This window comes from Bosea sp. NBC_00550 (assembly GCF_026020075.1).
Taxonomy (GTDB): domain Bacteria; phylum Pseudomonadota; class Alphaproteobacteria; order Rhizobiales; family Beijerinckiaceae; genus Allobosea.
The window spans coordinates 1,337,244-1,358,603 of sequence record NZ_CP102772.1; the positions used below are offsets into that span (position 1 = coordinate 1,337,244).

Here is a 21,360-nt window from a genome sequence, read left to right on the forward strand (position 1 = left end):
CGTGATGGAGAGCTGGCGCAGGCGTCCTTGTCAGACGGAACCCTTCCCGGCGAGGCGCGTAGTCGCCACATGCCGCTGCATTGGTTCACCCCTCCGGTCTATGTCGTGTCGACTAAAGTTGGCGAGCGCTACGCCGTGAGCAGCGTAGAGCGTGCGGCTGAGTTCCTGCTGTCCTGGCGGGAGCAATCTGGCTCAGAAACGTGGCGTTTTGCGATCGCAACATGCATGGCGGCGCTCAAAGGCGAAGTGCCGGCAGTGCACGCGAGGAAAGCGTTTGAGGTCGCCGCGCGCGATTGCGGCAAGCTCGTTTGACGAACCAAGCTTCGCCTGGCGTATTTCTGCTGGACGTGGGGCCTGAAGATCGGTTGGGCTTTGGCGAGTCTCTGGGATCGACCTGGCCGGACTTCAGGTGACGCTCTGTGTCGGCATGGTAGAGGTCGAAGAAGTAGAATATTGCCACGATGATAGAGGCGATAATCGCCGCAGCGCCGAAGCCTATCATCGCTCAAGTCTATTAGCGTACGGTCCCGCCGATAGGCAGGCCCAACCGCAAGCGACGCGATCATCGCAAGGCGATTCGTCCCGGAGGGCCAAACCCGAGTTTTGAGGTGCATCAAAACGCGGCATGTTACGACGTGCCAAACCGTCGCAATTCATTAGGGTAAATATCGGGGTAGAGCGAATCGGACTCTAATAAATTCAGATTTTTCAGACACTTATATGGGAATAGTGGCGGAAGGGGTGGGATTCGAACCCACGGTGGGCTTGCACCCACGGCGGTTTTCAAGACCGCTGCCTTAAACCACTCGGCCACCCTTCCGGTGAGCGTTCAATGCCGCCCCGACATTCGATTTGCAAGAGGGCTTGCGTTTCCCGCTGCATTTTGCGGGCGAAAGGGCGCCAAGGACGCCGTCAAGCGGCTGGAAACACATGTTGGCGGACCGTGGCCTCCAAGCCACTCGCGGTGGAAAAATGGCGAAGTTCTGTTCATCGGGTTGACAGGGGCCGCTTTTCGAACACCTTTGTGCCCGCTCAAGGCAGGGACGTCCTGTTCGGCGAGGCCTCGAACGCAGGTCATTCGCTATTTAACGGTCCCTTAAAGGAATTGGCCGAAAACTCGGTCAAGCCGTGCATGCGGCTTGGGCGAAGCCGTGGTTTTTGGCGCAGAAAGCGGAACGAGCAGAATGATGCGAGACGCCAGCTCTTCGTCCAAGGCGATTTCCAGCTCAGCCGGGCCGAATGCAGCGTCTCCTCCTGTCCCTTCCATTGCGCGTTTGGGCTGCGTCGTCCTGGCCGGGCTATTCGTCGCGAACTGCGCCGGCAATCAGGTCGCCGGTCGCCGGTCGAAGGAGATCGGCGCTTTCCCGCAATCGAAATACGGTCCCGCCAGCCCGCGCGTCATCGCTGAGGGCGAAGACGTGCCGAAGGGCGGCGGCCGCCAACTCGTCGGCAAAGCCTATTCCGTCGCCGGAAAGCGCTACGTGCCCTATGAGAAGCCAACGGGCTTTACGGCCGTCGGCACCGCGTCCTGGTACGGCGAGGCCTTCCATGGCCGGCGCACCGCCAATGGCGAGGTCTACGACCGCAACAGCATCTCGGCGGCGCACCCGACAATGCCGCTGCCTGCCTATGCGCGCGTCACGAACCTGATGAACAACCGCTCGATCATCGTGCGGGTCAACGATCGCGGCCCCTATCACGGCGGCCGTCTGATGGACGTCTCCCAGAAGACCGCCGATGCGCTGGCCTTCCGCCATCTGGGCACGGCGCGCATCAAGATGGAATATCTCGGCCAGGCCTCGCTCGCCGGCTCCGACGACAACCTCCTGATCGCGACGTTGCGGACCGATGGCAGCCCGGCCCCGATCCCAGGCACCAGCGCACGGACCATGGTCGCCAGCGCGGAACCCGTGGCCACGGCCCGTTCGCGCAGCGCCGATCTCGATACCCAGGCCCCGTCCGAGCCCGAGCCGCTTCCCGTCGCGAGCCAGCCTGTCGCTCAGGCCTATGCGCCTCCGGTGACGCGTACCATCGCGCCTTCGGCGCCTATGATGGCCACGCTGGCTTCGACAAGCTCCACGCCCGTGGAGGCCACGCCTGTCCGTGCCGCGCCGCTCCCGCCGAGCCGGCCTTTCGATCTGGACACCATCGCTAACGCCGGGAAGCCGGTCGCGGTTCCCGCGACGCTTCGATCGACCTTGCCGCCGCAGCGCGGGACTTCCGCGAGCCTGCTGAACACGCCCGGGAACGGCCTCGCCAAGGGCCAGTCGGTCAACAGGCTTGCTTTCCAGGCCGTCCTGCCGCCGACGCGGAACTGACGCCAATTCCCTTGACCTGATACCGGGCGCTCTGCTTCACATCGAGGCATGAGCGCCTTGTGTTATGCGAAGCTGTCTGCTGCGGCTCTGTCGCCGGGTCGGCGGCTGGGCAACGGCTTGCTCGTCCTGCTCGTCTGGCTGGGTCTCTCAGTCGCCGCACACGCACAGAGCTTCCAGTCGCAGGCTCCGTTCGCTGTCCTGCTCGATTCGGATACCGGCGCCGTCCTCTACGAAAAGGCGGCCGACGAGCTGATGGTCCCGGCCAGCATGGCCAAGCTGGCGACGGTGCTCGTCGCCTTCCAGGATATCGGCGCCGGGCGCCTGTCGCTGGATGGCGAAATCGGCATTTCCGAAAACGCCTGGCGCAAGGGCGGTGCTCCCTCGGGCGGCTCGGCGATGTTCGCAATCGTCAACAGCCGGATCAAGCTTTCCGACATTCTGCAGGGCATCATCGTGCAGTCCGGCAACGATGCCTCGATCGCCCTGGCCGAAGCCATCGCCGGCGACGAGCCGACCTTCGGGCGCATCATGACTGAACGGGTGAGGGCGCTCGGCCTGACGAAGTCGGTGTTCCGCAACGCGACCGGCATGGCCGACCCGCAGCAGCGGGTCACGGCGCGCGAGCTCGCGCTCCTCGCGGAGCACATCATCAAGACCTATCCCGAGTTCTACAAGATCTTCGGCCAGCGCGAATTCACCTGGAACAAGATCCGGCAGCAGAATCGCAACCCGCTGCTGGCGATGGATATCGGCGCTGACGGGCTGAAGACCGGAAATATCGATGAGTCCGGCTTCGGTCTTGTCGGCTCGGCCGTGCAGAACGGGCAGCGCCTGATCGTCGTGGTGAATGGCCTGAAGACGGGGCGGGACCGCGCGAGCGAAGCCCGCAAGCTGCTCGAATGGGGCTTTCGCGCCTTCGAGCGCCGTCAACTCTTCGCGGATGGCGAGACCGTCGGCGAGGCCAGCGTCTACGGTGGCGAGAAAGGCCGCGTCGCCCTGCGAAGCAAGGGAGCCGTCAGCCTGCTGATGCCGCGGGGCAGCACGGAACGCCTGGCGGCGCGCATCGTCTATCGCGGCCCCTTGACGGTCCCGGTTCAGGAAGGCGCAGAGGTGGCGCGTCTCCTGGTCACGCGCGGGGACACCAAGACATTGGATGTTCCGCTGTACGCGGCCGAGACGGTGAAGGCCGGATCGCTGCAGAGCCGCGCGCTCGACGCTCTGTTCGAGGCGACGACGGGCTGGGTCCGCAAAGCGTTCGGCCGGAGCTGAGCGGATCACATGAGCAGAGGATATTTCATCACGCTCGAAGGCGGGGAGGGCGCCGGCAAGTCGACGCTGGCGCGCGCGCTTGCCACGCGCCTCGGCGAGGCCGGCTTCACCGCCAGGACGACGCGCGAACCCGGCGGCTCGCCGAAGGCGGAAGCCATTCGCGAGCTGATCCTCGCCGGGCAGGTCAAGGACTACGGCACCTTCGCCGAGGCGCTGATGTTCTCGGCAGCCCGGATCGACCATATCGACAGCCTGATCCGCCCGACGCTGGATCGCGGCGAATGGGTGATCTGCGACCGCTTCATCGATTCGACCCGCGTCTATCAGGGCGCGCTCGGCAAGATCGATCCGACGCTGCTGGCCGAGCTGGAAGCGGTGACCATCGCCGGGTTGATGCCCGATCTCACCCTGATCCTGGACCTCGACCCCGAAATCGGCCTTGCGCGAGCCGCCAGGCGTCGCCGGCCGGGAGAGGCGGTCGATCGCTTCGAAGGCGAGGCGCTCGCCTTCCATCGCAATCTCCGGCAAGCCTATCTCGACATTGCAGACAGGGAGCCGCAGCGCTGCGTCGTGCTGGATGCGACGCTCCCGGCCGAAGAGCTTGCCGAAACCGCCTGGGAAGCCGTAGGTCGGCACCTGCCCATCGAAGCGGAAACGTGATGCGAGAGACCAGCGACGAACCCGACCGGCTGCCGATTGCGCCGCATCCGCGCGAGACGCTGGGCCTGATCGGCCACGAGGCTCAGGAACGGGCTTTCCTCGATGCCGTCACATCGGGCCGCATGCATCATGCCTGGCTGCTGGGCGGGCCGGAGGGCATCGGCAAGGCGAGCTTCGCCTATCGCGCCGCCCGCTTCATGCTCGCGGCCGGCGATCCTCCCGCGCGCGCCGCGGGCAAGACCGATCTCGCCATGCCGGAAACCGATCCGGCGACGCGGCGCATCATGGCGCGATCGCATCCCGATCTGCATGTGCTGCGGCGCATCCCGAAGCCCGACGGCAAGAGCTATACGAGCAACATCCCCGTCGATGCGGTGCGGCGGGTGATCGATCGGTTTGGGGCGAGTGCCGCCGAGGGCGGCTGGCGCGTCTGCATCGTCGATTCCGCCGAAGACATGGACCGCTCGGCCGCCAATGCGCTGCTAAAGCTGCTGGAGGAGCCGCCGCCGCGGGCGCTGTTCCTGATCGTCGCGCATGCGCCGGGGCGGATGCTGCCGACGATCCGCTCGCGCTGCCGGCTGCTGAGCTTCGCTCCGCTGGGAGAGGCGGGCGTGATCGAGGCCGGCCGTCTTGCGCTCGAGCGGATGGAGTCGCCCTTCGACGATTCGGCGCTGCTGCGCGCGGCGAAGCTCGCCGAAGGCTCGGTCAGGCGGGCGCTGACCTATGTCGATCCCGAGACGCTGGCGCTGGTCGAGGCGGTGAGGGCGAGGCTCGATGCGCTGCCGCAGGTCGACATTCCGGCCCTGCTGGCTCTGGCCGAGGATGTCGCCGGCAAGGCCGGCGAACGCGACTTCGCCGTGATGATCGAGACGGTGCAGGGCTGGATCTCGGACCACCTCCACGCGCATGCTGCAGCGCAACCGGCGCGCCTTGCACCGCTGGCGGAGGTATGGGACAAGTTGGGCCAGGCGGCGCGCGAGGTCGAGACCTATAATCTCGACCGCCGGCCGCTGGTGATGACCCTGTTTCATGATCTGTCGGCTGCGGTTTCCCGTTCGCGCGCAGCGTGAAGCGAAGCTCTCGGACAGATGATGGCCACGGCCCCGAAATTCTACCTGACGACCGCGATCCACTACACCAACGGGCCGCCGCATATCGGCCACGCCTATGAGATGGTGGCGTCGGATGCGATCGCGCGTTTCAAGCGGCTCGATGGCTACGACGTCTTCGCCATGACCGGCACCGACGAGCACGGCCAGAAGGTGCAGCGCACGGCGGCGCAGAACGGCCTTTCGCCGAAGGAATTCGTCGACAAGATCGCGGCGCGCTTCCAGGAGATGGAGCAGGCTCTCGGCTGCTCCTTCGACCGCTTCATCAGGACCACGGACCCCGACCACAAGGTCTCGACCGACGAGCTCTGGCGGCGGATGGAGGCCAATGGCGACATCTATCTCGCCAAGTATTCCGGTTGGTACTCTGTGCGCGACGAGGCCTTCTACGGCGAGGAGGAAACGACGCTCCAGCCCGACGGTACGCGGCTGGGCGGGCAGGGCACTCCGGTTGAGTGGGTCGAGGAGGAAAGCTATTTCTTCCGCCTCGCCTCCTATCAGGACCGGCTGCTGAAGCTCTACGAGGACGTCCCGGACTTCATCTCGCCGGAGACGCGCAAGAACGAGATCGTCTCCTTCGTGAAGGGCGGGCTCGAGGATCTCTCGATCAGCCGCACGACCTTCGACTGGGGCCTGGCCGTGCCGGGCAATCCCAAGCACGTGATGTATGTCTGGGTCGATGCGCTCAACAACTACCTGACCGGGACGGGCTTCCCCGATCCGGAAAGCCCGCGCGCGCATTACTGGCCGGCCGACGTACACATCATCGGCAAGGACATCGTGCGCTTCCACACGGTGTACTGGCCGGCCTTCCTGATGTCGGCGGGGCTGCCGCTGCCGAAGCGCGTCTTCGGCCACGGCTTCCTGCTCAACAAGGGCACGAAGATGTCGAAGTCGCTCGGCAACGTCGTCGATCCCTTCGACCTTGCCGCGACCTATGGCGTCGACCAATTGCGCTATTTCTTCCTGCGCGAGGTCTCCTTCGGCCAGGACGGCAACTATAGCCACGACGCGATCATCGGCCGGATCAATGCCGATCTCGCCAACGACCTCGGCAACCTCGCGCAGCGCTCGCTTTCGATGATCGCGAAGAACTGCGAGGGCAGGGTGCCGCCATGCGGAACGCTGACGGAGGCCGACGAAGCCATGCTCGCCATGGCCGATGGCGCGCTCGCGAAGGCGCGCGAGGCCATGACGGACTTCGCTCTTCATAGCCTGCTGGCCGATCTCTGGGCCGTGGTGGCGGAAGCGAACCGCTATTTCGCCGCCAACGAACCCTGGCGCCTGACCAAGACCGATCCGGCGCGGCGCGACACCGTGCTCTACGTCACGATCGAGGTGCTGCGCGAGGTCGCGATCCTGGTGCAGCCGGTGATGCCGGAGGCGGCGGGCAAGCTGCTCGACCTGCTCGGCGTCGCGGCCGATGCACGCAGCTTCGCGTCGATCGGAGCCGGACACCGCCTTGCCAGCGGCACGCCGCTGCCGGCGCCGAGCGCGATCTTCCCGCGCTATGTCGAGCCCGAGGACGGGCAGGCAGCCAAGAGCCTCTAACAAAACCCGGCGGGGTCTCGATGAGCTTTGGAGGAGTCGCATGCCAGGAGGAGCGCGCAGCCGATACCCGTCGGTATCGGCAAGTCGTTCCGACGCCGCAGGCGGCCCTCCAAAGCTCACCTTCGGCGCCGGGAATTCGGCCGCCCGCCGTGTCGCGGCGCTTGCCGATACCAATGGTATCGGCTTCACCCCGCTCCTGGCGGAGCGGTCGAATTGCCGGCGTCGAGACCCCGCCGGATTTTGTTAGAGGCTCTCGATGCTGATCGACACGCATTGCCATCTCGACTTCCCGGACTTCGCCGAGGAACTGCCGGCCTATGTCGGCCGGGCGGAAGCCGCGGGCGTCGGGCGGATGGTGACGATCTCGACACGCGTGGTGCGCTTCGCCGACTATGCCGCCATCGCCGAACGGTTCGCGTCGGTCTGGTTCTCGGTCGGCACGCATCCCCACAACGCCCATGAGGAGCTCGACGTCACGGCCGAGCGCCTCGCGGAGCTGTCGCGCCATCCGCGCTGTGTCGCCATCGGCGAAGCCGGACTCGACTACCACTACGATTCGAGCCCGCGCGAGGCGCAGGCGCAAGGCCTTCGCACTCACATCGCGGCTGCACGGATGACGCAGTTGCCGCTCGTCATCCATTCGCGCGAGGCCGATGACGACATGATCGCGATCCTGCGGGAGGAGACGGGGAAGGGCGCCTTCCCTGCGATTCTGCATTGCTTCACGGCCGGCGAGGCCCTCGCCATGGCAGGTGTCGAGCTCGGGCTCTACGTCTCCTTCTCGGGAATACTCACCTTCAAGACCTCGGAAAATCTGCGCCGTATCGCCCGGATGGTGCCGCGCGAGCGCCTGCTGGTCGAAACGGATGCGCCCTATCTGGCCCCTGTCCCGTTCAGAGGCAAACGCAACCAGCCGTCCTATGTGGTTGAAACAGCGAAGGTTCTCGCGGAAACCATCGGGGTTTCCTTCGACGAGATCGCCCGGATCACCAGCGAAAATGCCCGCCGCTGCTACTGGAAGATGGATCATGCCGCGCCCGTCGTGCAGGTCGCCTGATCGCACGCCATGACGCTGACGGTGACGATCCTCGGTTGCGGTTCTTCGGGTGGCGTGCCGCGGCCGGGTTCCGGCTGGGGCGCCTGCGACCCGGCCGATCCGAAGAACCGCCGGCGCCGCTGTTCGATCCTGGTAACGCGCTCAGGACCGGACGGCACGACGCGGGTCCTCGTCGACACATCGCCGGATCTGCGCGAGCAGCTTCTCTCGGCCGATGTGCCGGCGCTCGACGGCGTGCTGATGACGCATGACCATGCCGACCACACCCACGGCATCGACGACCTGCGCGGCCTTGTCCTGCATACGCGTCAGCGCATCCGAATCTACGCGGACACGACGACGGAAGCCTCGCTGCGTTCGCGCTTCGGCTATCTCTTCGAGACGCCGGCCGGCAGCTATTATCCGCCGATCCTCGATCTCGACCAGATCACGGCCGGACGAAGCCAGATCATCGACGGTGCCGGCGGGCCGATCACGGCATTGCCGTTCCGGGTCGAGCACGGGCCCAATTACGAGGCGCTCGGCTTCCGCTTCGGCGACCTGGCTTATCTGCCGGATGTCAGCCTCATCCCGCCGGCCGCGATGGGAGCCATGGCTGGCCTCAACGTCCTCATTATCGACTGCCTGCGCGAGACGCCGCATCCGAGCCATTTCCACCTGGAGCAGTCACTCGAGGCGATCGCGACACTGAAACCGCGACGCGCGATCCTGACCAACCTCCACATCGATCTGGATTATGCGAGCCTGTCCAGTCGCTTGGCGGACAATATCGATATGGCGTTTGATGGAATGACGGTGGCGGCCGCCGCATAGGCCAAGGGAACCAGCCGCCTCTCCGGGCAGCAAGATAGTTCCATAATATGTCTTATGCGAATCCAGGCTACCCCCTGCGCTGACCAGTCCGGTACCGGGTCATAACTACCGGCAAGCCCCGTCAGCCGCCTTTCGGGCCGCTGACGGAGATTGTCTTCAAGCTGGAGAACTCCAGCTCCTGCCCTCACTCCCAGCTGAGCGCGCCGCCGTTCTGATATTCGATGACGCGGGTCTCGAAGAAGTTCTTCTCCTTCTTGAGGTCCATCGCCTCGGACATCCACGGAAAGCCGCGCGGCATCGTGTCCCGGCCATAGGCCGCTTCAAGCTCGGCCGCATCGCGGATCATGCCACGCACCTCCTTCTGGAAGGCCCTGGTCCAGAGATGCGGGTTCTCGATCTTGATCTGGTTGATCACGTCGATACCGAAGTTCAAATGGATCGACTCGTCGCGCAGGATGTACTGGTACTGCTCGGCGATGCCGACCATCTTGTTGCGCCGGCCGAGCGAGAGGATCTGCGCGAAGCCGGTGTAGAACCACATACCCTCGAAGATCGCGTAGAAGGTGATCAGGTCGCGCAGCAGCGCCTGGTCGTTCTCGGGTGTCCCCGTGCTGAAATCGGGGTCCTCGATGCTCTGCGTATGCTTCAGCGCCCAGGCCGCCTTGTCGGTGATCGAAGGCACCTCGCGATACATGTTGAACAGCTCGCCCTCGTCGAGGCCGAGACTCTCGACGATGTACTGGAAGGTGTGCGTGTGGATCGCCTCCTCGAAGGCCTGACGCAGCAGATATTGCTGGCATTCGGGATTGGTCAGGTGGCGATAGATCGCGAGCACGATGTTGTTTGCGACGAGGCTCTCCGAGGCGGCGAAGAAGCCGAGATTGCGCTTGAGCATGCGCCGCTCGTCCTCGGTCAGCCCATCCCTCGACTTCCACAGCGCGATGTCGGCCTGCATCGAGACCTCGGTCGGCATCCAGTGGTTGTTGCAGCCGGCGAGATACTTCTCCCAAGCCCATTTGTACTTGAGCGGCAGAAGCTGATTCACGTCGGCGCGGCAGTTGATCATCCGCTTCTCGTCGACGCTGACGCGCCCGCCGGAGCGATCGATCTCGCCCAGCCCGGTGGCGTCGGCCGTGGGAACCGGGTTGGTCAGGATGGCGGGGTTGGCTGGGGTCGCGGGCTTGGTTTCGGACCAGTCGAGCATGGAAAAATTCCGTTCGTGAAATGAAGGGCGTCATGCTCGGGCATGACCCGAGCATCTCCGGCCGAAGGAGGGGTCCAGCGCCCTCTTCCGATCGAGATTCTCGGGTCTGCGCTTCGCTTCGCCCGAGAATGACGCGCGAGGTGGGATGACGGCGGCCGTTACTGGCAGGCCTCGCAGGTCGGATCGTCGATCGAGCAGGCGTTGGGCACCGCCATGCCGTTATCGAGCGGGATATCGACGAGGATCGGCGCGGCCGCGAGAGCTGCCTTAGCCGCGACTGGCACAGTTGCGGAGACCGCGTTGAGCTTGCCGTCCGTCCCCTTCAGCGTCGATTTCTCGACGTGGGTCGCCGAGAGCGCGCGCAGGTAATAGATCGTCTTCAGGCCCAGCCGCCACGCCAGCCGATAGGCCTCGTCGAGCTTCCGGCCCGAGGGCTGCGCCATATAGAGGTTGAGCGACTGGCCCTGGTCGATCCATTTCTGCCGGCGCGCCGCGGCGCGGATGAGCCAGCTCGTCTCGATCTCGAAGGAGGTCGCGTAGAGCGCCTTGAAGTCCTCCGGAACGCGGTCGATCCCGCTGACCTTGCCGTCATAGTATTTCAGGTCGGAGACCATCACCTCGTCCCAAAGCCCCCTCGCCTTCAGGTCGTGCACGAGCCCGGCATTCACCACCGTGAAGTCGCCGGACATGTTGGCCTTGACGTAGAGCTGGCTGTAGGACGGCTCGATCGACTGCGAGACGCCGACGATGTTGGAGATCGTCGCGGTCGGCGCGATCGCCATCGTATTGGAATTGCGCATGCCGATGGTCTTCACTCGCTCGCGCAGCGGCTCCCAATCCAGCGTCGCCGAGCGGTCGAGCTCGACATCGCCGTCGCGGGCTTCCGAGAGGATATCGAGCGAGTCGATCGGCAGGATGCCCTTCGACCAAAGCGAGCCCTCGAAGCTCGGATAGCGGCCGCGCTCGGCGGCTAGATCGACCGAGGCCGAAATCGCATGGAAGCTGATAGCCTCCATGGAGCTGTCGGCGAAGGCGACCGCGCCTTCCGAAGCCGCCGGCAGGCGCAGGGTCTGCAGCGCCGAGGCCCACCGGGCGATGGCGCAGGTTGGAACGGCGCGCCTCCGGGATCGTGTAGAAATTGATGTCGACGACATTGTCGAGCATCCGCATGGCGGTCTTCACCGTCTTCGCCAACCGGGCCTGGTCGAGCCCCTCCGCCGTCACATGGGCAAAGAGGTTGACCGAGCCGAGATTGCAGACCGCGACCTCATCGGCCGAGGTGTTGAGCGTGATCTCGGTGCAGAGATTGGACGAATGCACGACGCCGGCATGCTGCTGAGGCGAGCGCAGATTGCAGGCATCCTTGAAGGTGATCCAGGGATGGCCGGTCTCGAACAGCATGGTCAGCATCTTGCGCCAGAGATCGAGCGCTGCCACGCGCTTGGACACCTTGAGCTCGCCGCGGTCGGCCTTGGCCTCATAGGCTTCATAGGCCGCCTTGAACGGCTTGCCGTAGAGGCCGTGCAGGTCCGGCGTCTCGTCGGGCGAGAACAGCGTCCACTGGCCGCCGGCCGCGACGCGCTGCATGAACAGGTCGGGAATCCAGTTCGCCGTGTTCATGTCATGGGTGCGGCGGCGGTCGTCGCCGGTGTTCTTGCGCAGATCGAGGAACTCCTCGATGTCGACATGCCAGGTCTCGAGATAGGCGCAGACCGCGCCCTTTCGCTTGCCGCCCTGGTTGACCGCGATCGCCGTGTCGTTGGCGACCTTCAGGAACGGCACGATGCCCTGGCTCTCGCCATTGGTGCCCTTGATATGGGCGCCCAATCCGCGCACCGGCGTCCAGTCGTTGCCGAGGCCGCCGGAATACTTGGCGAGCAGCGCATTGTCCTTCACCGCCTTGAAGATGCCGTCGAGATCGTCGGCAACGGTGGTCAGGAAGCAGGAGGACAGCTGCGGGCGGAGCGTGCCCGAATTGAACAGCGTCGGCGTCGAGGCCATGAAATCGAAGGACGACAGCAGGTCAAGCACATAGGCGCGTGCGACCTTGTGATGCTCGGAGCGCATCAGGGCGAGTTCGACCTGGTCCTGCACGTCCTCGATATGGAAGGTGCGGCCGGCATCGGCGCGGCGCGTCAGGCCCGCGACGATCTGCGTGGTGAGGTCGGCGACGATGTCGTGGATGCGGCGCGAGGCGGCGGCGCTCGAACCCTCGACCGCCAGGAACGCCTTGGTCAGGGCCACTGCGATCTTGGAGGCATCGAAGGGCGTGACCGCGCCGTTGCGGCGGATCACCTGGAAGCCCGGTTCGCTCGCGACGGCGCGCGGCTGCGAGACGGTTTCGGCACTGTACGGCGCCGGCGCAGGCCGTTCGGCTTCAACGGAAAGAGACATCGGCTCCAAACCCCAAGATCAAGATGTTGGGGGCGAAGGCCAAGGCGGACGCGTGGAAAGGGCGCGCGACGACGAGAGGCCGCGACCTGCCAGCGCACCACCGGGACACCCCGCCCGAGGACGTTAACTAGGGTCGCGGCAGGTCTCCTGGCTCGCGGGTCGTCGTTCTCGCCCGTCTTCCCAAGGCCTTGCGGCCTCAGTGACTTAATGCTGGATGAGAACTCACCGCTAACAGTTGCGGGGGCAGCGCCGGCTTCGCACCGGCTTCCCTCTTAGCTCTCGATCTTGCGATTCGAGAGACCGTGACCACTACATTTAGCGGTCTTTTCCATTCATCCGTCAATTGCTCGTATGTGCTGGATACAAACCGTCGTGGAAAGCGAGGATGAACGGCCTGGCAGCTGCCATCGAATGCCCGCCGTAAGCGCCGGCATCCACGCTGAAACACGGCCCGGTCGGTCGCTCCATCTGAGCCAACTCAGGCGAACTGAACGTCGATCTCAGGGCCAGCCTTGCGCACCACATGCACGAAACGCGAGAAATTATCGGCCTCGATCGCGAGCTTGAAACGGCCGGGCACGCCGGCCGAATCGATTACGGCAAGGCTGGCGCCCTCGTCGGAAAGCCGTTTGACGGTGCAGTCGATCACCGAGCGGCCGCCGTTGAACACGATGCTGCCGGCCTTGAGCACGCGCCGACCGAAGGGCGAGTTGCTCGCAGCGCCTGCATGGGCCGCGATGCAGCGATTGCGACCCGCGGTCTTGGCGGCATAGAGCGCCTCGTCAGCCTGCTGAAGCACGGCTTCGAGATCCGATGCGGCGGTTGAAAGCGCCGCGATGCCGAAGCTCGCGGTCACGGCGAACGGTCCGCCGACGCCTTCGAAGCGCTGGGCGGCGATGCTTTCCCGTAGCTTCTGCGCGACGCTGAGAGCGGCCTGCAGCCCCGTATGCGGCAGCAGAATCGCGAACTCCTCGCCCCCGAGGCGCCCGATCAGGTCGCTCTGGCGCAGCAGGTCGCGGCAGGCGGCCACGGTGCCGGTCAGCACGGTGTCCCCGCCGGCATGGCCCTGCGTATCGTTGACGGTTTTGAAGTGGTCGAGGTCGAAGGCGATACAGCTCGTCTCATGGCGATGGCGCAACGCGAGTGCGATCGCCTTGCCGGCTTCATTGCGGAAGGCGCGGCGCGAGAGTGCCCCGGTCAGGACATCGGTGGACACGAGCAGACGCAACCTGAGCTCGTCCATCACGATCGCGGCGAGATCGGCGAGGATCGCAACGTCCTCTCCATCGAAGGCGCGGGGCGCGGTGTCCATGGCGCAGAGCGTGCCGATATTGTGACCGCCCTCGCCTCGCAGCGGTATGCCGGCATAGAAGCGCAGATGCGGCGCGCCGGTGACGAGCGGATTGTCGGTGAAGCGCGGATCGGCACGGGTATCGGGCACGATCAACGGCTCGCCGCGGCGGATCGTGACGTCGCAGAGCGCGCTACGCCGATCTCCTTCGCAGTCGGACAAGCCCTCGCGCGACTTGAACCACTGCCGGTGGCCATCGAGGAAAGTCACGGTCGCCATCGGCACCTTCAATGTGCGGCGAACGAGGCGCGTGATCCGGTCGAAGGATTCCTCACCCGGCGTATCGAGGATGTCATACTGCGCCAGCTCGTCCAGGCGGGCCTGCTCGCTCGCGGCGGCGGGGACGGACATGGTTGCTCCCGATTCGATCTTATGCTTATGGCGCGAAGCTCAACGCGTCGGCGTAAAAGAGACGTAAACGGCAGCGTCGTCAGATGCTCTTGCCGTCAGGCCGCCGGAGTTAGAGGCCCTTAATATGTCAGCGCCTACGATGTCGACAGCCAGCCCGGCTCCCCGGAGCAAGGTCGTCCAGTCCAACGCGAAGCGGCCATGAGCGAGAGCGTCCAGGGCTCGATCACCAACCAGCCGGCACGATCAGGCTCAACCGCGCGCATTGCCGGCACGGGCTCGCTCGGCAACGTTCTCGCCGGCTTCGGCCTGTTCGTGCTGATGATGTCGCTCCAGCCCTTCGCCGGGCCGCCCGAGGCGACTGCGCCAGGCGAATCCACCGGTAATATCGTCAACCAGATCGGCTATTTCGTCCTTGGCCTCGCATTTTTGGTCGCGATGCTGAGCTTGACGCAGCGAGCAGTTCTGGCTCGGCTCGGCAGCGGCAGCTGGGCGATCATCTTCGGCATCGCAGCGCTTTCAGCCGCCCAGTCGCTCGATCCGACCGCGTCTTTGCGCGGACTTCTGCTCGCGGCGATCGTGATGACCATCATTGCCGGCGTGCTTGTCCTGCCGCGCGACGAACGAAGCTTCGCGACCGCCGCAGCCAATGCCTGCCTCTTGCTGCTGGCGCTGGTCTACGGGGCGCTACTGCTCGCGCCGCATCTCGCCGTCCACAGCTCGGAAGGCGCCGAAGGGGTCCATGCCGGCGACTGGCGCGGCCACCTCAGCCACAAGAACTTCGCGGCACCGGTCTTCTCGATCATGGCGATGTTCGGCATCTACGCCTGGCGCAGCGGGTTACGCTGGCGCGGCGGCCTGATCGTGGCGCTCGGCGTGCTCTTCGTGCTCAACAGCGGCTCCAAGACGACACTGGGCTTCCTGCCGCTGACGATCGGCCTCGTATTCCTGAGCCGCATCACCGGACGGCCCGGCCTGACGATCCTGCTGCACCTCGTCCTGGTCGCGACCATCGCCGCCCTGACCGTCGGCTCCGTCATCTGGCCGCAGCTCCACGCGCTCAGCGCGGCGCTGATCTCCGATCCGACCTTCACTGGCCGCGACGAGATCTGGAAATTCGCGCTCCGGCACATCGCCGAGCGGCCCTGGCTCGGCTACGGCTACGCCAGCTTCTGGCAGACGCCGATCGTCACCGGCCTCGAGGAGAACTTCGAGGCAAGCTGGGATGTGCGCGGCATCGGTTCCGGCCACAACAGCTATCTTGACGCGGCGCTGGCCTTCGGCGTCCCGGGTGCGGCGGTGATGATCTATCTGCTGATGGGCAAGCCGCTGCTGAACTATCTCGCGAGTTGGCGTGCGCCGGCCAATCGCAGGCTGGCGGATCTCTTCGTCATGATCGTGATCTTCATGACCTATGTCGGCATGCTGGAAGCGTTCCTGCTCAATCGCGCCGACCCGCTCTGGGTGCTGTTCGCGCTGGCGGTGATGGGGCTTTCGCTGACGGCTCGGATGCGGACCGTCGCGACACCGACTTGATCCGGCAGCTAAAGCGGCTTCCGTCCGACCATCGCGGCATGCCATGCAGGGCGCGGCAATTCCATCAACCGCCTGCTCGAGACCTCACATGCCCCAGACCTCAATCTCCTTCGGCCTGATCGGCGCCGGTATCATGGGCGAGCGCATGCTGCGCGCAGCGCTCGACCAGCCGGCCGCGGCCCTGCAGGTCTCCGGCATCTGGGACCCCTCCTCCGCGGCCATGGAACGGATCGCGACCGCCCTGCCCGCGGTCCCGCACCAGCCCGACGCCGCTGCCCTGATCGCCGCCAGCGACTGCGTCTACATCGCCTCCCCGCCCACCTCCCATCTCGCCCATGCCCGGGCGGCGCTTGCCGCCGGCAAGGCCGTGTTCTGCGAGAAGCCGCTGGCGGTCGATCTCGCCGATGCACGCGCCTTCGTCTCCGAAGCGAAGGAGCGCGGCGCCGTGAACTTCCCCTTCGCCTCCTCCCCGGCCGTCGTACGGCTGCAGGAATGGATCGCCTCGGGCGTCGTCGGCACGCCCCGGCGCATCTCGATCGAGGTCGCCTTCGCGACCTGGCCGCGCTCCTGGCAGGCCGATGCGGCCGGCTGGCTCGACGGGCCGGTGCAGGGCGGTTTCACCCGCGAGGTCGTCTCGCATTTCCTGTTCCTGACACGTCGTATCGCGGGGCCTTTCGCCGGCCTCGCTGGCAAGGCTGTCTATCCCGAGCCCGGCAAGAGCGAGCGCCGCATCGAGGCGACGCTGACGGCAGGCGCCCTGCCTGCCACCCTCACCGGCAGCGTCGGCACCACCGCGAAGGACGACCACAACGTCTGGACGCTCGAAGGCGACAAGGGCGCGGTACGCCTCTGCGACTGGTCGCAGGCCGAGCGGCGTCTGGCTGACGGCTCCTGGGAGCGCGATCCGGAGGCTCTCTCGCAGAACGAAGCGCGCCCCCTGGCCCTGCGCCGCCAGCTCGAAGGTGTCGCAAAGCTGACGCGTGGCGAGCCACATCATCTCGCGACGTTGAGCGAGGCGCTGGACGTCCAGGAGATCGTCGAGGCGATCCTCAAGAGCGCCTGACGACGGTCGAACCGAGGCGGCGTCCTCTCTCCGTGCCGGACGCTGCCGAGATGGCAAAATTTTGCGACGGATCGGCCCAAAACTCCTTCTTCAGGATAATTCTACTCTACAGAGTCGATAATACGAAAAAACCGACTACCTGATGTGAATTGAGCCATACCCCGCCTGTAGCGTAAAATCCTGTTCGGAAGACCGAACGGGGATGGGCGTTATCGTGGCAATTCTGAACGTCGTCGATCGACAGGGCCGGAGTCATGCACTGGAAGCCGTAGAAGGCTGGCGGGTCATGGCGCGCGACGGGCTGACGCTGACCTTGGCGGGGGCCGCATAATGGCCGCTGTGACGAAACGCGTGCCGCTGCCGGCGATCCTGCTCGCCAATGACTTGCTCGACGGCGACGTGGTGTTCGCGAGCAATGACGGCGCCGACGCTCTGGCCTGGACGCGCGATCCGGCGCTGGCTTTGGTCGCTGCAGACGACCCGGCAGCCGACCGGCTCGAAGCCTTCGCCGCCGCCGAGCTTCGCGGAAACAGGGTCGTCGACGCCTATCTCGTCGATGTGGCGGTCGAAACCGGCCGCCCGATTCCACGCCATTTTCGCGAGCGCTTCAAGACGCTCGGCCCCAGCAACCGACCCGATCTCGGCAAGCAGGCCGGTGAAGGCATCGCCTCCGGGCCGAAGGGCTGATCCATGTATCGTTATGACGAATTCGACGAGCGTTTCGTGCGGGAGCGGGTGGCACAGTTCACCGATCAGGTCTCGCGCCGGCTCGACGGCTCGCTGACCGAGGACGAGTTCAAGCCGCTCCGGCTGAAGAATGGCGTCTATCTCCAGCTTCACGCCTATATGCTGCGGATCGCCGTCCCCTATGGCACGCTGAACTCCCGGCAGTTGCGGCAGCTCGCGCTGATCGGCGAGCGCTATGACCGCGGCTACGGCCATTTCACCACGCGCCAGAACCTGCAGTTCAACTGGCCGAAGCTGCGCGATATTCCGGAAATCCTCGGGCTGCTCGCCGATGTCGAGATGCATTGCATCCAGACCTCGGGGAATTGCATCCGCAACGTCACGGCCGATCATTTCGCCGGTGTCGCGCAGGACGAGATCGAGGACCCCCGCCCCACCGCCGAATTGATCCGGCAATGGTCCTCGGCCCATCCCGAGTTCAGCTACCTGCCGCGCAAGTTCAAGATCGCGGTGACCGGTGCCGAGCACGACCGCGCCGTGACCAGGGCGCACGACATCGGCCTGCGCCTGCGGCGCCATCCTGACACGCATGAGGTCTGCTACGAGGTCAGCGTCGGAGGCGGGCTCGGCCGCACGCCGATGATCGGCAAGGTCGTGCGCGACTACCTGCCGAACAATGACCTGCTCGCCTATCTCGAGGCGATCATGCGCGTCTACAATCTCGAAGGCCGGCGCGACAACAAGTACAAGGCGCGCGTCAAGATCCTGGTCCACGAGACCGGCGCCGAGGAGTTCACCCGCCGCGTCGAGGCCGAGTTCGCGCAGCTCGACGGCCCGTCGATCAATGCCGATCCCGAAGAGGTGGCGCGCATCGCCGCCTATTTCGCGCCGCCGGCTTACGAGACGCTGCCGGCCGTGAGCAACACGCTGGAAGCGGCCAAGGCGACCAATCCGGCCTTCGCCCGCTGGGTCGAGGTCAATACGACGCCGCACAAATTGGCGGGCTACACCGCGCTGACGATCTCGCTGAAGCCGCTCGGCCAGGCGCCGGGCGACGCGACCAGCGAGCAGATGCGCCTCGTCGCCGATCTGGCCGAGCGCTATTCCTTCGACGAGTTGCGCGTCACCCATGCGCAGAACCTCGTGCTGCCGCATGTGCGCCAGCGCGATCTCCTGGCAATCTGGCAGAAGCTCGGCGAGGCCGGGTTAGCCGCCGCCAATATCGGCCTCGTCACCGACATCATCGCCTGCCCCGGCCTGGATTACTGCGCGCTGGCGACGGCCCGCTCGATCCCGATCGCTCAGGCGATCCAGCAGCGTTTCGCCGACGATGCCCGCCAACGCGAGATCGGGCCACTCGGCATCAAGATCTCCGGCTGCATCAACGCCTGCGGCCACCACCATGTCGGCCATATCGGCATTCTCGGCCTGGAAAAGCGCGGCATCGAATCCTACCAGATCACGCTTGGGGGCGACGCCACCGAGAACGCCGCGATCGGCGAGATCCTAGGGCCGGGTCTGGCGGCAGAGGATGTGCCGGATGCGATCGAACGGATCGTCTCCGTCTATCTGGCGGAGCGCACCGACGGCGAGAGCTTCATCGACAACGTCCGTCGCATCGGCCTCGGGCCATTCAAGACAGCATTCCAGGAGACCGCCCGTGCCGCTGCTTGATCGCAATGGAAGCCGGGACGATCGCTGGACCCGCAGCGATGGTGCCGCGATCGGCAACATCCCGGCGGCGCTCGTGCCCTGGGAGGCTTTGACGGAAGCGCTTGCGGCACAAACTCCGGATCAGGAGATCGGTGTGATCCTGCCGAACTCCGTCCCGTTCGCCGAACTCGCGCCCTTCCTGGCGCGGCTCGCGCTCGTCGCCATCGCCTTCCCGGCCTATTCGGACGGGCGCGGTTTCAGCCTCGCCCGGCAGGTCCGCCGGGCCGGCTTCCAGGGCGAGGTTCGCGCCAATGGCCCGCTGATCGCCGACCAGTTCGCCTATGCCCTGTCCAGCGGTTTCGACACGATCGAGCTGCCGGAGGCGAGCGCGGCGCGCCAGCCGGTTCCGCAATGGCTGCACGCGCGCGAATCCTTCAGCGCCACTTATCAGCGCGGCTATGACGGCGCCGAGCGCAATATTCTCGACCGTCGCAAGGCGGCGCGGGCCGCATCCGGGATCGCGGCCGAATGAGCACGGCATCGACCACAAGCAGGCGCGGCGACACAGGCCGGGCGAGCCCCATCAATATCGCGGAGGACAGCATGCACGCGGAGATCGAGGCGCTGCTTCCGGCACGGCCGGCGACCGAGGCGCGCGGGCGCTGGTTCGATCTTTGCTTTCGCCTTATCATCCTGGCACTGGCCGCGCTGTGGCTGCTGACGCCACCCGCGGGCGGCGAGCCCGGCGCGACGAACGAGAAGGCCGTGGCGACGACGCGATGACCGAAAGACAGCCGACGACGACCCCGGGGCGAATCGAGCCGCTGGCCACGCTGCCGCTCTTCCACAAGCTGGACGGGCGTAAGGTCGTTCTGGCCGGCGCGACCGAAGGCGCGGTGTGGAAGGCCGAGTTGCTCGCTGCCACGGGCGCCGAGCTGCATGTCTTCGCCGAAAGCGAGACTGCGCTGTTCGCCGATCTGTCGAATGGCGAAATCAATAACCGCGTGCATGTCCACGGCCGGGGCTGGCAAGCCAGCGATCTCGATGGCGCGGCGCTCGCCGTTGCCGATCTCGATGATTCCGACGCGATCCGCGCCTTCGTCGCCGCCGCGCGGCAGGCCGGCGTGCCGGTCAATATCGTCGACAAGCCGGACTACTGCGATTTCGCCTTCGGTGCGCTGGTCAACCGCTCGCCGCTGATCGTCGCCGTCTCGACGGACGGTGCCGCCCCGGTCTTCGGCCAGGCGATCCGCACCAAGATCGAGGCGCTGCTCCCGGCCGGCCTCAAGAACTGGGCACAGGCTGCGGCCGATTGGCGCCCGGCGGTCCAGGCCCGCGAACTACCCTTCACGCTCCGCCGCGCCTTCTGGGAGCTCTTCGCCGCCAGGGCGATGGCCGAGCCCGAGCGCAAGCCCGGCCCGCAGGACGAAGCGGAGCTTTTCGCACGGCTCGCGCAGATCGAGGCGGTGCATGACGGCAAGGGCCGCGTCACGCTGGTCGGCGCCGGCCCCGGCGATCCGGAACTGCTGACGCTGAAGGCGATCCGCGCGCTCCAGAGCGCCGACATCATCCTCTATGACGACCTCGTCTCGCCCGGCGTGCTCGAACTGGCGCGGCGCGAGGCCAAGCGCATGCTCGTCGGCAAGACCGGCTACGGCCCCTCGGTGAAACAGGGCGACATCAACGCGCTGATCGTCTCGCTCGCCGCCTCAGGCAAGCATGTGGTGCGGCTGAAAGGCGGCGACCCCGGCATCTTCGGCCGCGCCGGCGAGGAGATCGATGCGTGCCATGCCGCCGGCATCCCGGTCGCGATCGTGCCCGGCATCTCGGCTGCGCAGGGCGCGGCCGCCTCGCTCGGGCTGTCGCTGACCCATCGCGACCATGCAAGGCGCCTGCAATTCGTCACCGGTCATTCGCGCAAGGGCGAGCTGCCTGAGGATCTGGACTGGCGCTCGATGGCCGACCCGGCCGCCTCCACGGTGATCTACATGGCACGGGCCACCCTGCCCGGCTTCCGCGAGCGCGCGATTGCTGCCGGGCTCGATCCGCTCACTCCGGCCGTCGCCGTGCTGTCGGCGACGCGGCCCGACGAGGCGCGTGTCGCCGCGACCATCGCGACCCTGCCGGAAAAGCTCTCGGAACTGCCGGCGAGCGGGCCGGTGCTCGTCCTGCTCGGCCATGCCTTCGGTTCGCTTCTGGCCGTGGCGAATCCAGCCGAGGATCGCCGCCGGGCCTGAGAGCCGCCGATGGTTTGGGCGACGGCGGGAACGCCATCGCGGTAGATGCGTTTTCTCTTCCAGCGCTGCAATTTGGAAGGGCCATACTGCCCTAAATCATTGAGAATAGG

General features: G+C 65.9%; 17 protein-coding genes, 1 tRNA gene, 1 pseudogene and 1 riboswitch. Of the genes and pseudogenes, 15 read left to right on the forward strand and 4 right to left on the reverse strand.

The annotated features are described in order from the left end of the window. Positions 1 to 69 precede the first annotated feature (69 nt). Complete coding sequence (locus NWE53_RS06270) at positions 70 to 312, forward strand: DUF982 domain-containing protein (protein WP_265053498.1); 243 nt, start codon at positions 70 to 72, stop codon at positions 310 to 312. 418 nt (positions 313 to 730) lie between these two features. Here NWE53_RS06270 and NWE53_RS06275 read toward each other — a convergent pair. Further along, positions 731 to 820: transfer RNA gene (locus NWE53_RS06275), tRNA-Ser, on the reverse strand. A 454-nt stretch (positions 821 to 1,274) separates the two neighbouring features. On the opposite strand from NWE53_RS06275, the gene NWE53_RS06280 reads away from it, so the two are divergent. The 7 genes from NWE53_RS06280 to NWE53_RS06310 all read left to right on the forward strand — a co-directional run bounded on the left by NWE53_RS06280 (position 1,275) and on the right by NWE53_RS06310 (position 8,777). Next, complete coding sequence (locus NWE53_RS06280; protein ID WP_265053499.1) at positions 1,275 to 2,318, forward strand: septal ring lytic transglycosylase RlpA family protein; 1,044 nt, start codon at positions 1,275 to 1,277, stop codon at positions 2,316 to 2,318. A 48-nt stretch (positions 2,319 to 2,366) separates the two neighbouring features. Continuing rightward, on the forward strand, positions 2,367 to 3,587 hold the full coding sequence (locus tag NWE53_RS06285) for a D-alanyl-D-alanine carboxypeptidase family protein (RefSeq protein WP_265053500.1): 1,221 nt from the start codon (positions 2,367 to 2,369) through the stop codon (positions 3,585 to 3,587). A 9-nt stretch (positions 3,588 to 3,596) separates the two neighbouring features. Then, positions 3,597 to 4,247 carry a dTMP kinase gene (tmk, locus tag NWE53_RS06290; protein WP_265053501.1) on the forward strand — a complete coding sequence of 217 codons (651 nt, stop codon included), beginning with the start codon at positions 3,597 to 3,599 and terminating at the stop codon, positions 4,245 to 4,247. Then, entirely contained in the window at positions 4,247 to 5,317 is a 1,071-nt protein-coding gene (locus NWE53_RS06295) for a DNA polymerase III subunit delta' (protein WP_265053502.1), read from the forward strand. The genes tmk and NWE53_RS06295 overlap by 1 nt, the downstream gene beginning before the upstream one ends. Before the next feature lie 21 nt (positions 5,318 to 5,338). Then, positions 5,339 to 6,907, forward strand: coding sequence for a methionine--tRNA ligase (gene metG, locus NWE53_RS06300; RefSeq protein ID WP_265054830.1), 1,569 nt, complete (start codon positions 5,339 to 5,341; stop codon positions 6,905 to 6,907). A gap of 256 nt (positions 6,908 to 7,163) precedes the next feature. Next, positions 7,164 to 7,964 carry a TatD family hydrolase gene (locus NWE53_RS06305; RefSeq protein ID WP_265053503.1) on the forward strand — a complete coding sequence of 267 codons (801 nt, stop codon included), beginning with the start codon at positions 7,164 to 7,166 and terminating at the stop codon, positions 7,962 to 7,964. 9 nt (positions 7,965 to 7,973) lie between these two features. Next, complete coding sequence (locus NWE53_RS06310) at positions 7,974 to 8,777, forward strand: MBL fold metallo-hydrolase (protein ID WP_265053504.1); 804 nt, start codon at positions 7,974 to 7,976, stop codon at positions 8,775 to 8,777. A gap of 184 nt (positions 8,778 to 8,961) precedes the next feature. Here the strand turns inward: NWE53_RS06310 and NWE53_RS06315 are convergent, their stop codons facing one another. From NWE53_RS06315 to NWE53_RS06325, 3 genes and pseudogenes are all read right to left on the reverse strand, one after another. Continuing rightward, the gene (locus tag NWE53_RS06315; RefSeq protein ID WP_265053505.1) at positions 8,962 to 9,981 is read right to left on the reverse strand and encodes a ribonucleotide-diphosphate reductase subunit beta; all 1,020 of its coding nucleotides are present in this window, start codon (positions 9,979 to 9,981) and stop codon (positions 8,962 to 8,964) included. A gap of 158 nt (positions 9,982 to 10,139) precedes the next feature. Further along, positions 10,140 to 12,375, reverse strand: a pseudogene (locus NWE53_RS06320) (ribonucleoside-diphosphate reductase subunit alpha). A gap of 120 nt (positions 12,376 to 12,495) precedes the next feature. Further along, positions 12,496 to 12,695, reverse strand: a riboswitch (cobalamin riboswitch). A 158-nt stretch (positions 12,696 to 12,853) separates the two neighbouring features. Continuing rightward, positions 12,854 to 14,077, reverse strand: coding sequence for a sensor domain-containing diguanylate cyclase (locus NWE53_RS06325; RefSeq protein WP_265053506.1), 1,224 nt, complete (start codon positions 14,075 to 14,077; stop codon positions 12,854 to 12,856). Between the two features lie 198 nt (positions 14,078 to 14,275). Between NWE53_RS06325 and NWE53_RS06330 the strand changes: the two genes are divergently transcribed. The 7 genes from NWE53_RS06330 to cysG all read left to right on the forward strand — a co-directional run bounded on the left by NWE53_RS06330 (position 14,276) and on the right by cysG (position 21,250). Continuing rightward, the gene (locus NWE53_RS06330) at positions 14,276 to 15,610 is read left to right on the forward strand and encodes an O-antigen ligase family protein (protein ID WP_265053507.1); all 1,335 of its coding nucleotides are present in this window, start codon (positions 14,276 to 14,278) and stop codon (positions 15,608 to 15,610) included. Between the two features lie 88 nt (positions 15,611 to 15,698). After that, positions 15,699 to 16,673, forward strand: a complete 975-nt coding sequence (locus NWE53_RS06335; RefSeq protein WP_265053508.1) for a Gfo/Idh/MocA family protein — start codon at positions 15,699 to 15,701, stop codon at positions 16,671 to 16,673. Positions 16,674 to 17,003: 330 nt separating this feature from the next. Further along, complete coding sequence (locus NWE53_RS06340; RefSeq protein ID WP_265053509.1) at positions 17,004 to 17,360, forward strand: DUF2849 domain-containing protein; 357 nt, start codon at positions 17,004 to 17,006, stop codon at positions 17,358 to 17,360. A 3-nt stretch (positions 17,361 to 17,363) separates the two neighbouring features. After that, positions 17,364 to 19,034 carry a nitrite/sulfite reductase gene (locus NWE53_RS06345; protein WP_265053510.1) on the forward strand — a complete coding sequence of 557 codons (1,671 nt, stop codon included), beginning with the start codon at positions 17,364 to 17,366 and terminating at the stop codon, positions 19,032 to 19,034. Continuing rightward, positions 19,021 to 19,545, forward strand: coding sequence for a DUF934 domain-containing protein (locus NWE53_RS06350; protein ID WP_265053511.1), 525 nt, complete (start codon positions 19,021 to 19,023; stop codon positions 19,543 to 19,545). The genes NWE53_RS06345 and NWE53_RS06350 overlap by 14 nt, the downstream gene beginning before the upstream one ends. A gap of 71 nt (positions 19,546 to 19,616) precedes the next feature. Then, complete coding sequence (locus tag NWE53_RS06355; protein ID WP_265053512.1) at positions 19,617 to 19,796, forward strand: hypothetical protein; 180 nt, start codon at positions 19,617 to 19,619, stop codon at positions 19,794 to 19,796. After that, positions 19,793 to 21,250 (forward strand): siroheme synthase CysG, encoded by a 1,458-nt coding sequence (gene cysG, locus NWE53_RS06360; protein WP_265053513.1) that lies wholly within the window; start codon positions 19,793 to 19,795, stop codon positions 21,248 to 21,250. Before NWE53_RS06355 ends, cysG begins: the two co-directional genes overlap by 4 nt. The last annotated feature ends 110 nt before the right edge of the window (positions 21,251 to 21,360 follow it).

What these genes read in the sequence shown, in the direction of transcription:
- NWE53_RS06270 (WP_265053498.1), top strand. Translation starts at nt 70, where the DNA reads ATGCCGCTGCATTGGTTCACCCCTCCGGTCTATGTCGTGTCGACTAAA.
- NWE53_RS06285 (WP_265053500.1), top strand. Translation starts at nt 2,367, where the DNA reads ATGAGCGCCTTGTGTTATGCGAAGCTGTCTGCTGCGGCTCTGTCGCCG.
- tmk (WP_265053501.1), top strand. Translation starts at nt 3,597, where the DNA reads ATGAGCAGAGGATATTTCATCACGCTCGAAGGCGGGGAGGGCGCCGGC.
- NWE53_RS06295 (WP_265053502.1), top strand. Translation starts at nt 4,247, where the DNA reads ATGCGAGAGACCAGCGACGAACCCGACCGGCTGCCGATTGCGCCGCAT.
- metG (WP_265054830.1), top strand. Translation starts at nt 5,339, where the DNA reads ATGGCCACGGCCCCGAAATTCTACCTGACGACCGCGATCCACTACACC.
- NWE53_RS06305 (WP_265053503.1), top strand. Translation starts at nt 7,164, where the DNA reads ATGCTGATCGACACGCATTGCCATCTCGACTTCCCGGACTTCGCCGAG.
- NWE53_RS06310 (WP_265053504.1), top strand. Translation starts at nt 7,974, where the DNA reads ATGACGCTGACGGTGACGATCCTCGGTTGCGGTTCTTCGGGTGGCGTG.
- NWE53_RS06315 (WP_265053505.1), bottom strand. Translation starts at nt 9,981, where the DNA reads ATGCTCGACTGGTCCGAAACCAAGCCCGCGACCCCAGCCAACCCCGCC.
- NWE53_RS06325 (WP_265053506.1), bottom strand. Translation starts at nt 14,077, where the DNA reads ATGTCCGTCCCCGCCGCCGCGAGCGAGCAGGCCCGCCTGGACGAGCTG.
- NWE53_RS06330 (WP_265053507.1), top strand. Translation starts at nt 14,276, where the DNA reads ATGAGCGAGAGCGTCCAGGGCTCGATCACCAACCAGCCGGCACGATCA.
- NWE53_RS06335 (WP_265053508.1), top strand. Translation starts at nt 15,699, where the DNA reads ATGCCCCAGACCTCAATCTCCTTCGGCCTGATCGGCGCCGGTATCATG.
- NWE53_RS06340 (WP_265053509.1), top strand. Translation starts at nt 17,004, where the DNA reads ATGGCCGCTGTGACGAAACGCGTGCCGCTGCCGGCGATCCTGCTCGCC.
- NWE53_RS06345 (WP_265053510.1), top strand. Translation starts at nt 17,364, where the DNA reads ATGTATCGTTATGACGAATTCGACGAGCGTTTCGTGCGGGAGCGGGTG.
- NWE53_RS06355 (WP_265053512.1), top strand. Translation starts at nt 19,617, where the DNA reads ATGCACGCGGAGATCGAGGCGCTGCTTCCGGCACGGCCGGCGACCGAG.
- cysG (WP_265053513.1), top strand. Translation starts at nt 19,793, where the DNA reads ATGACCGAAAGACAGCCGACGACGACCCCGGGGCGAATCGAGCCGCTG.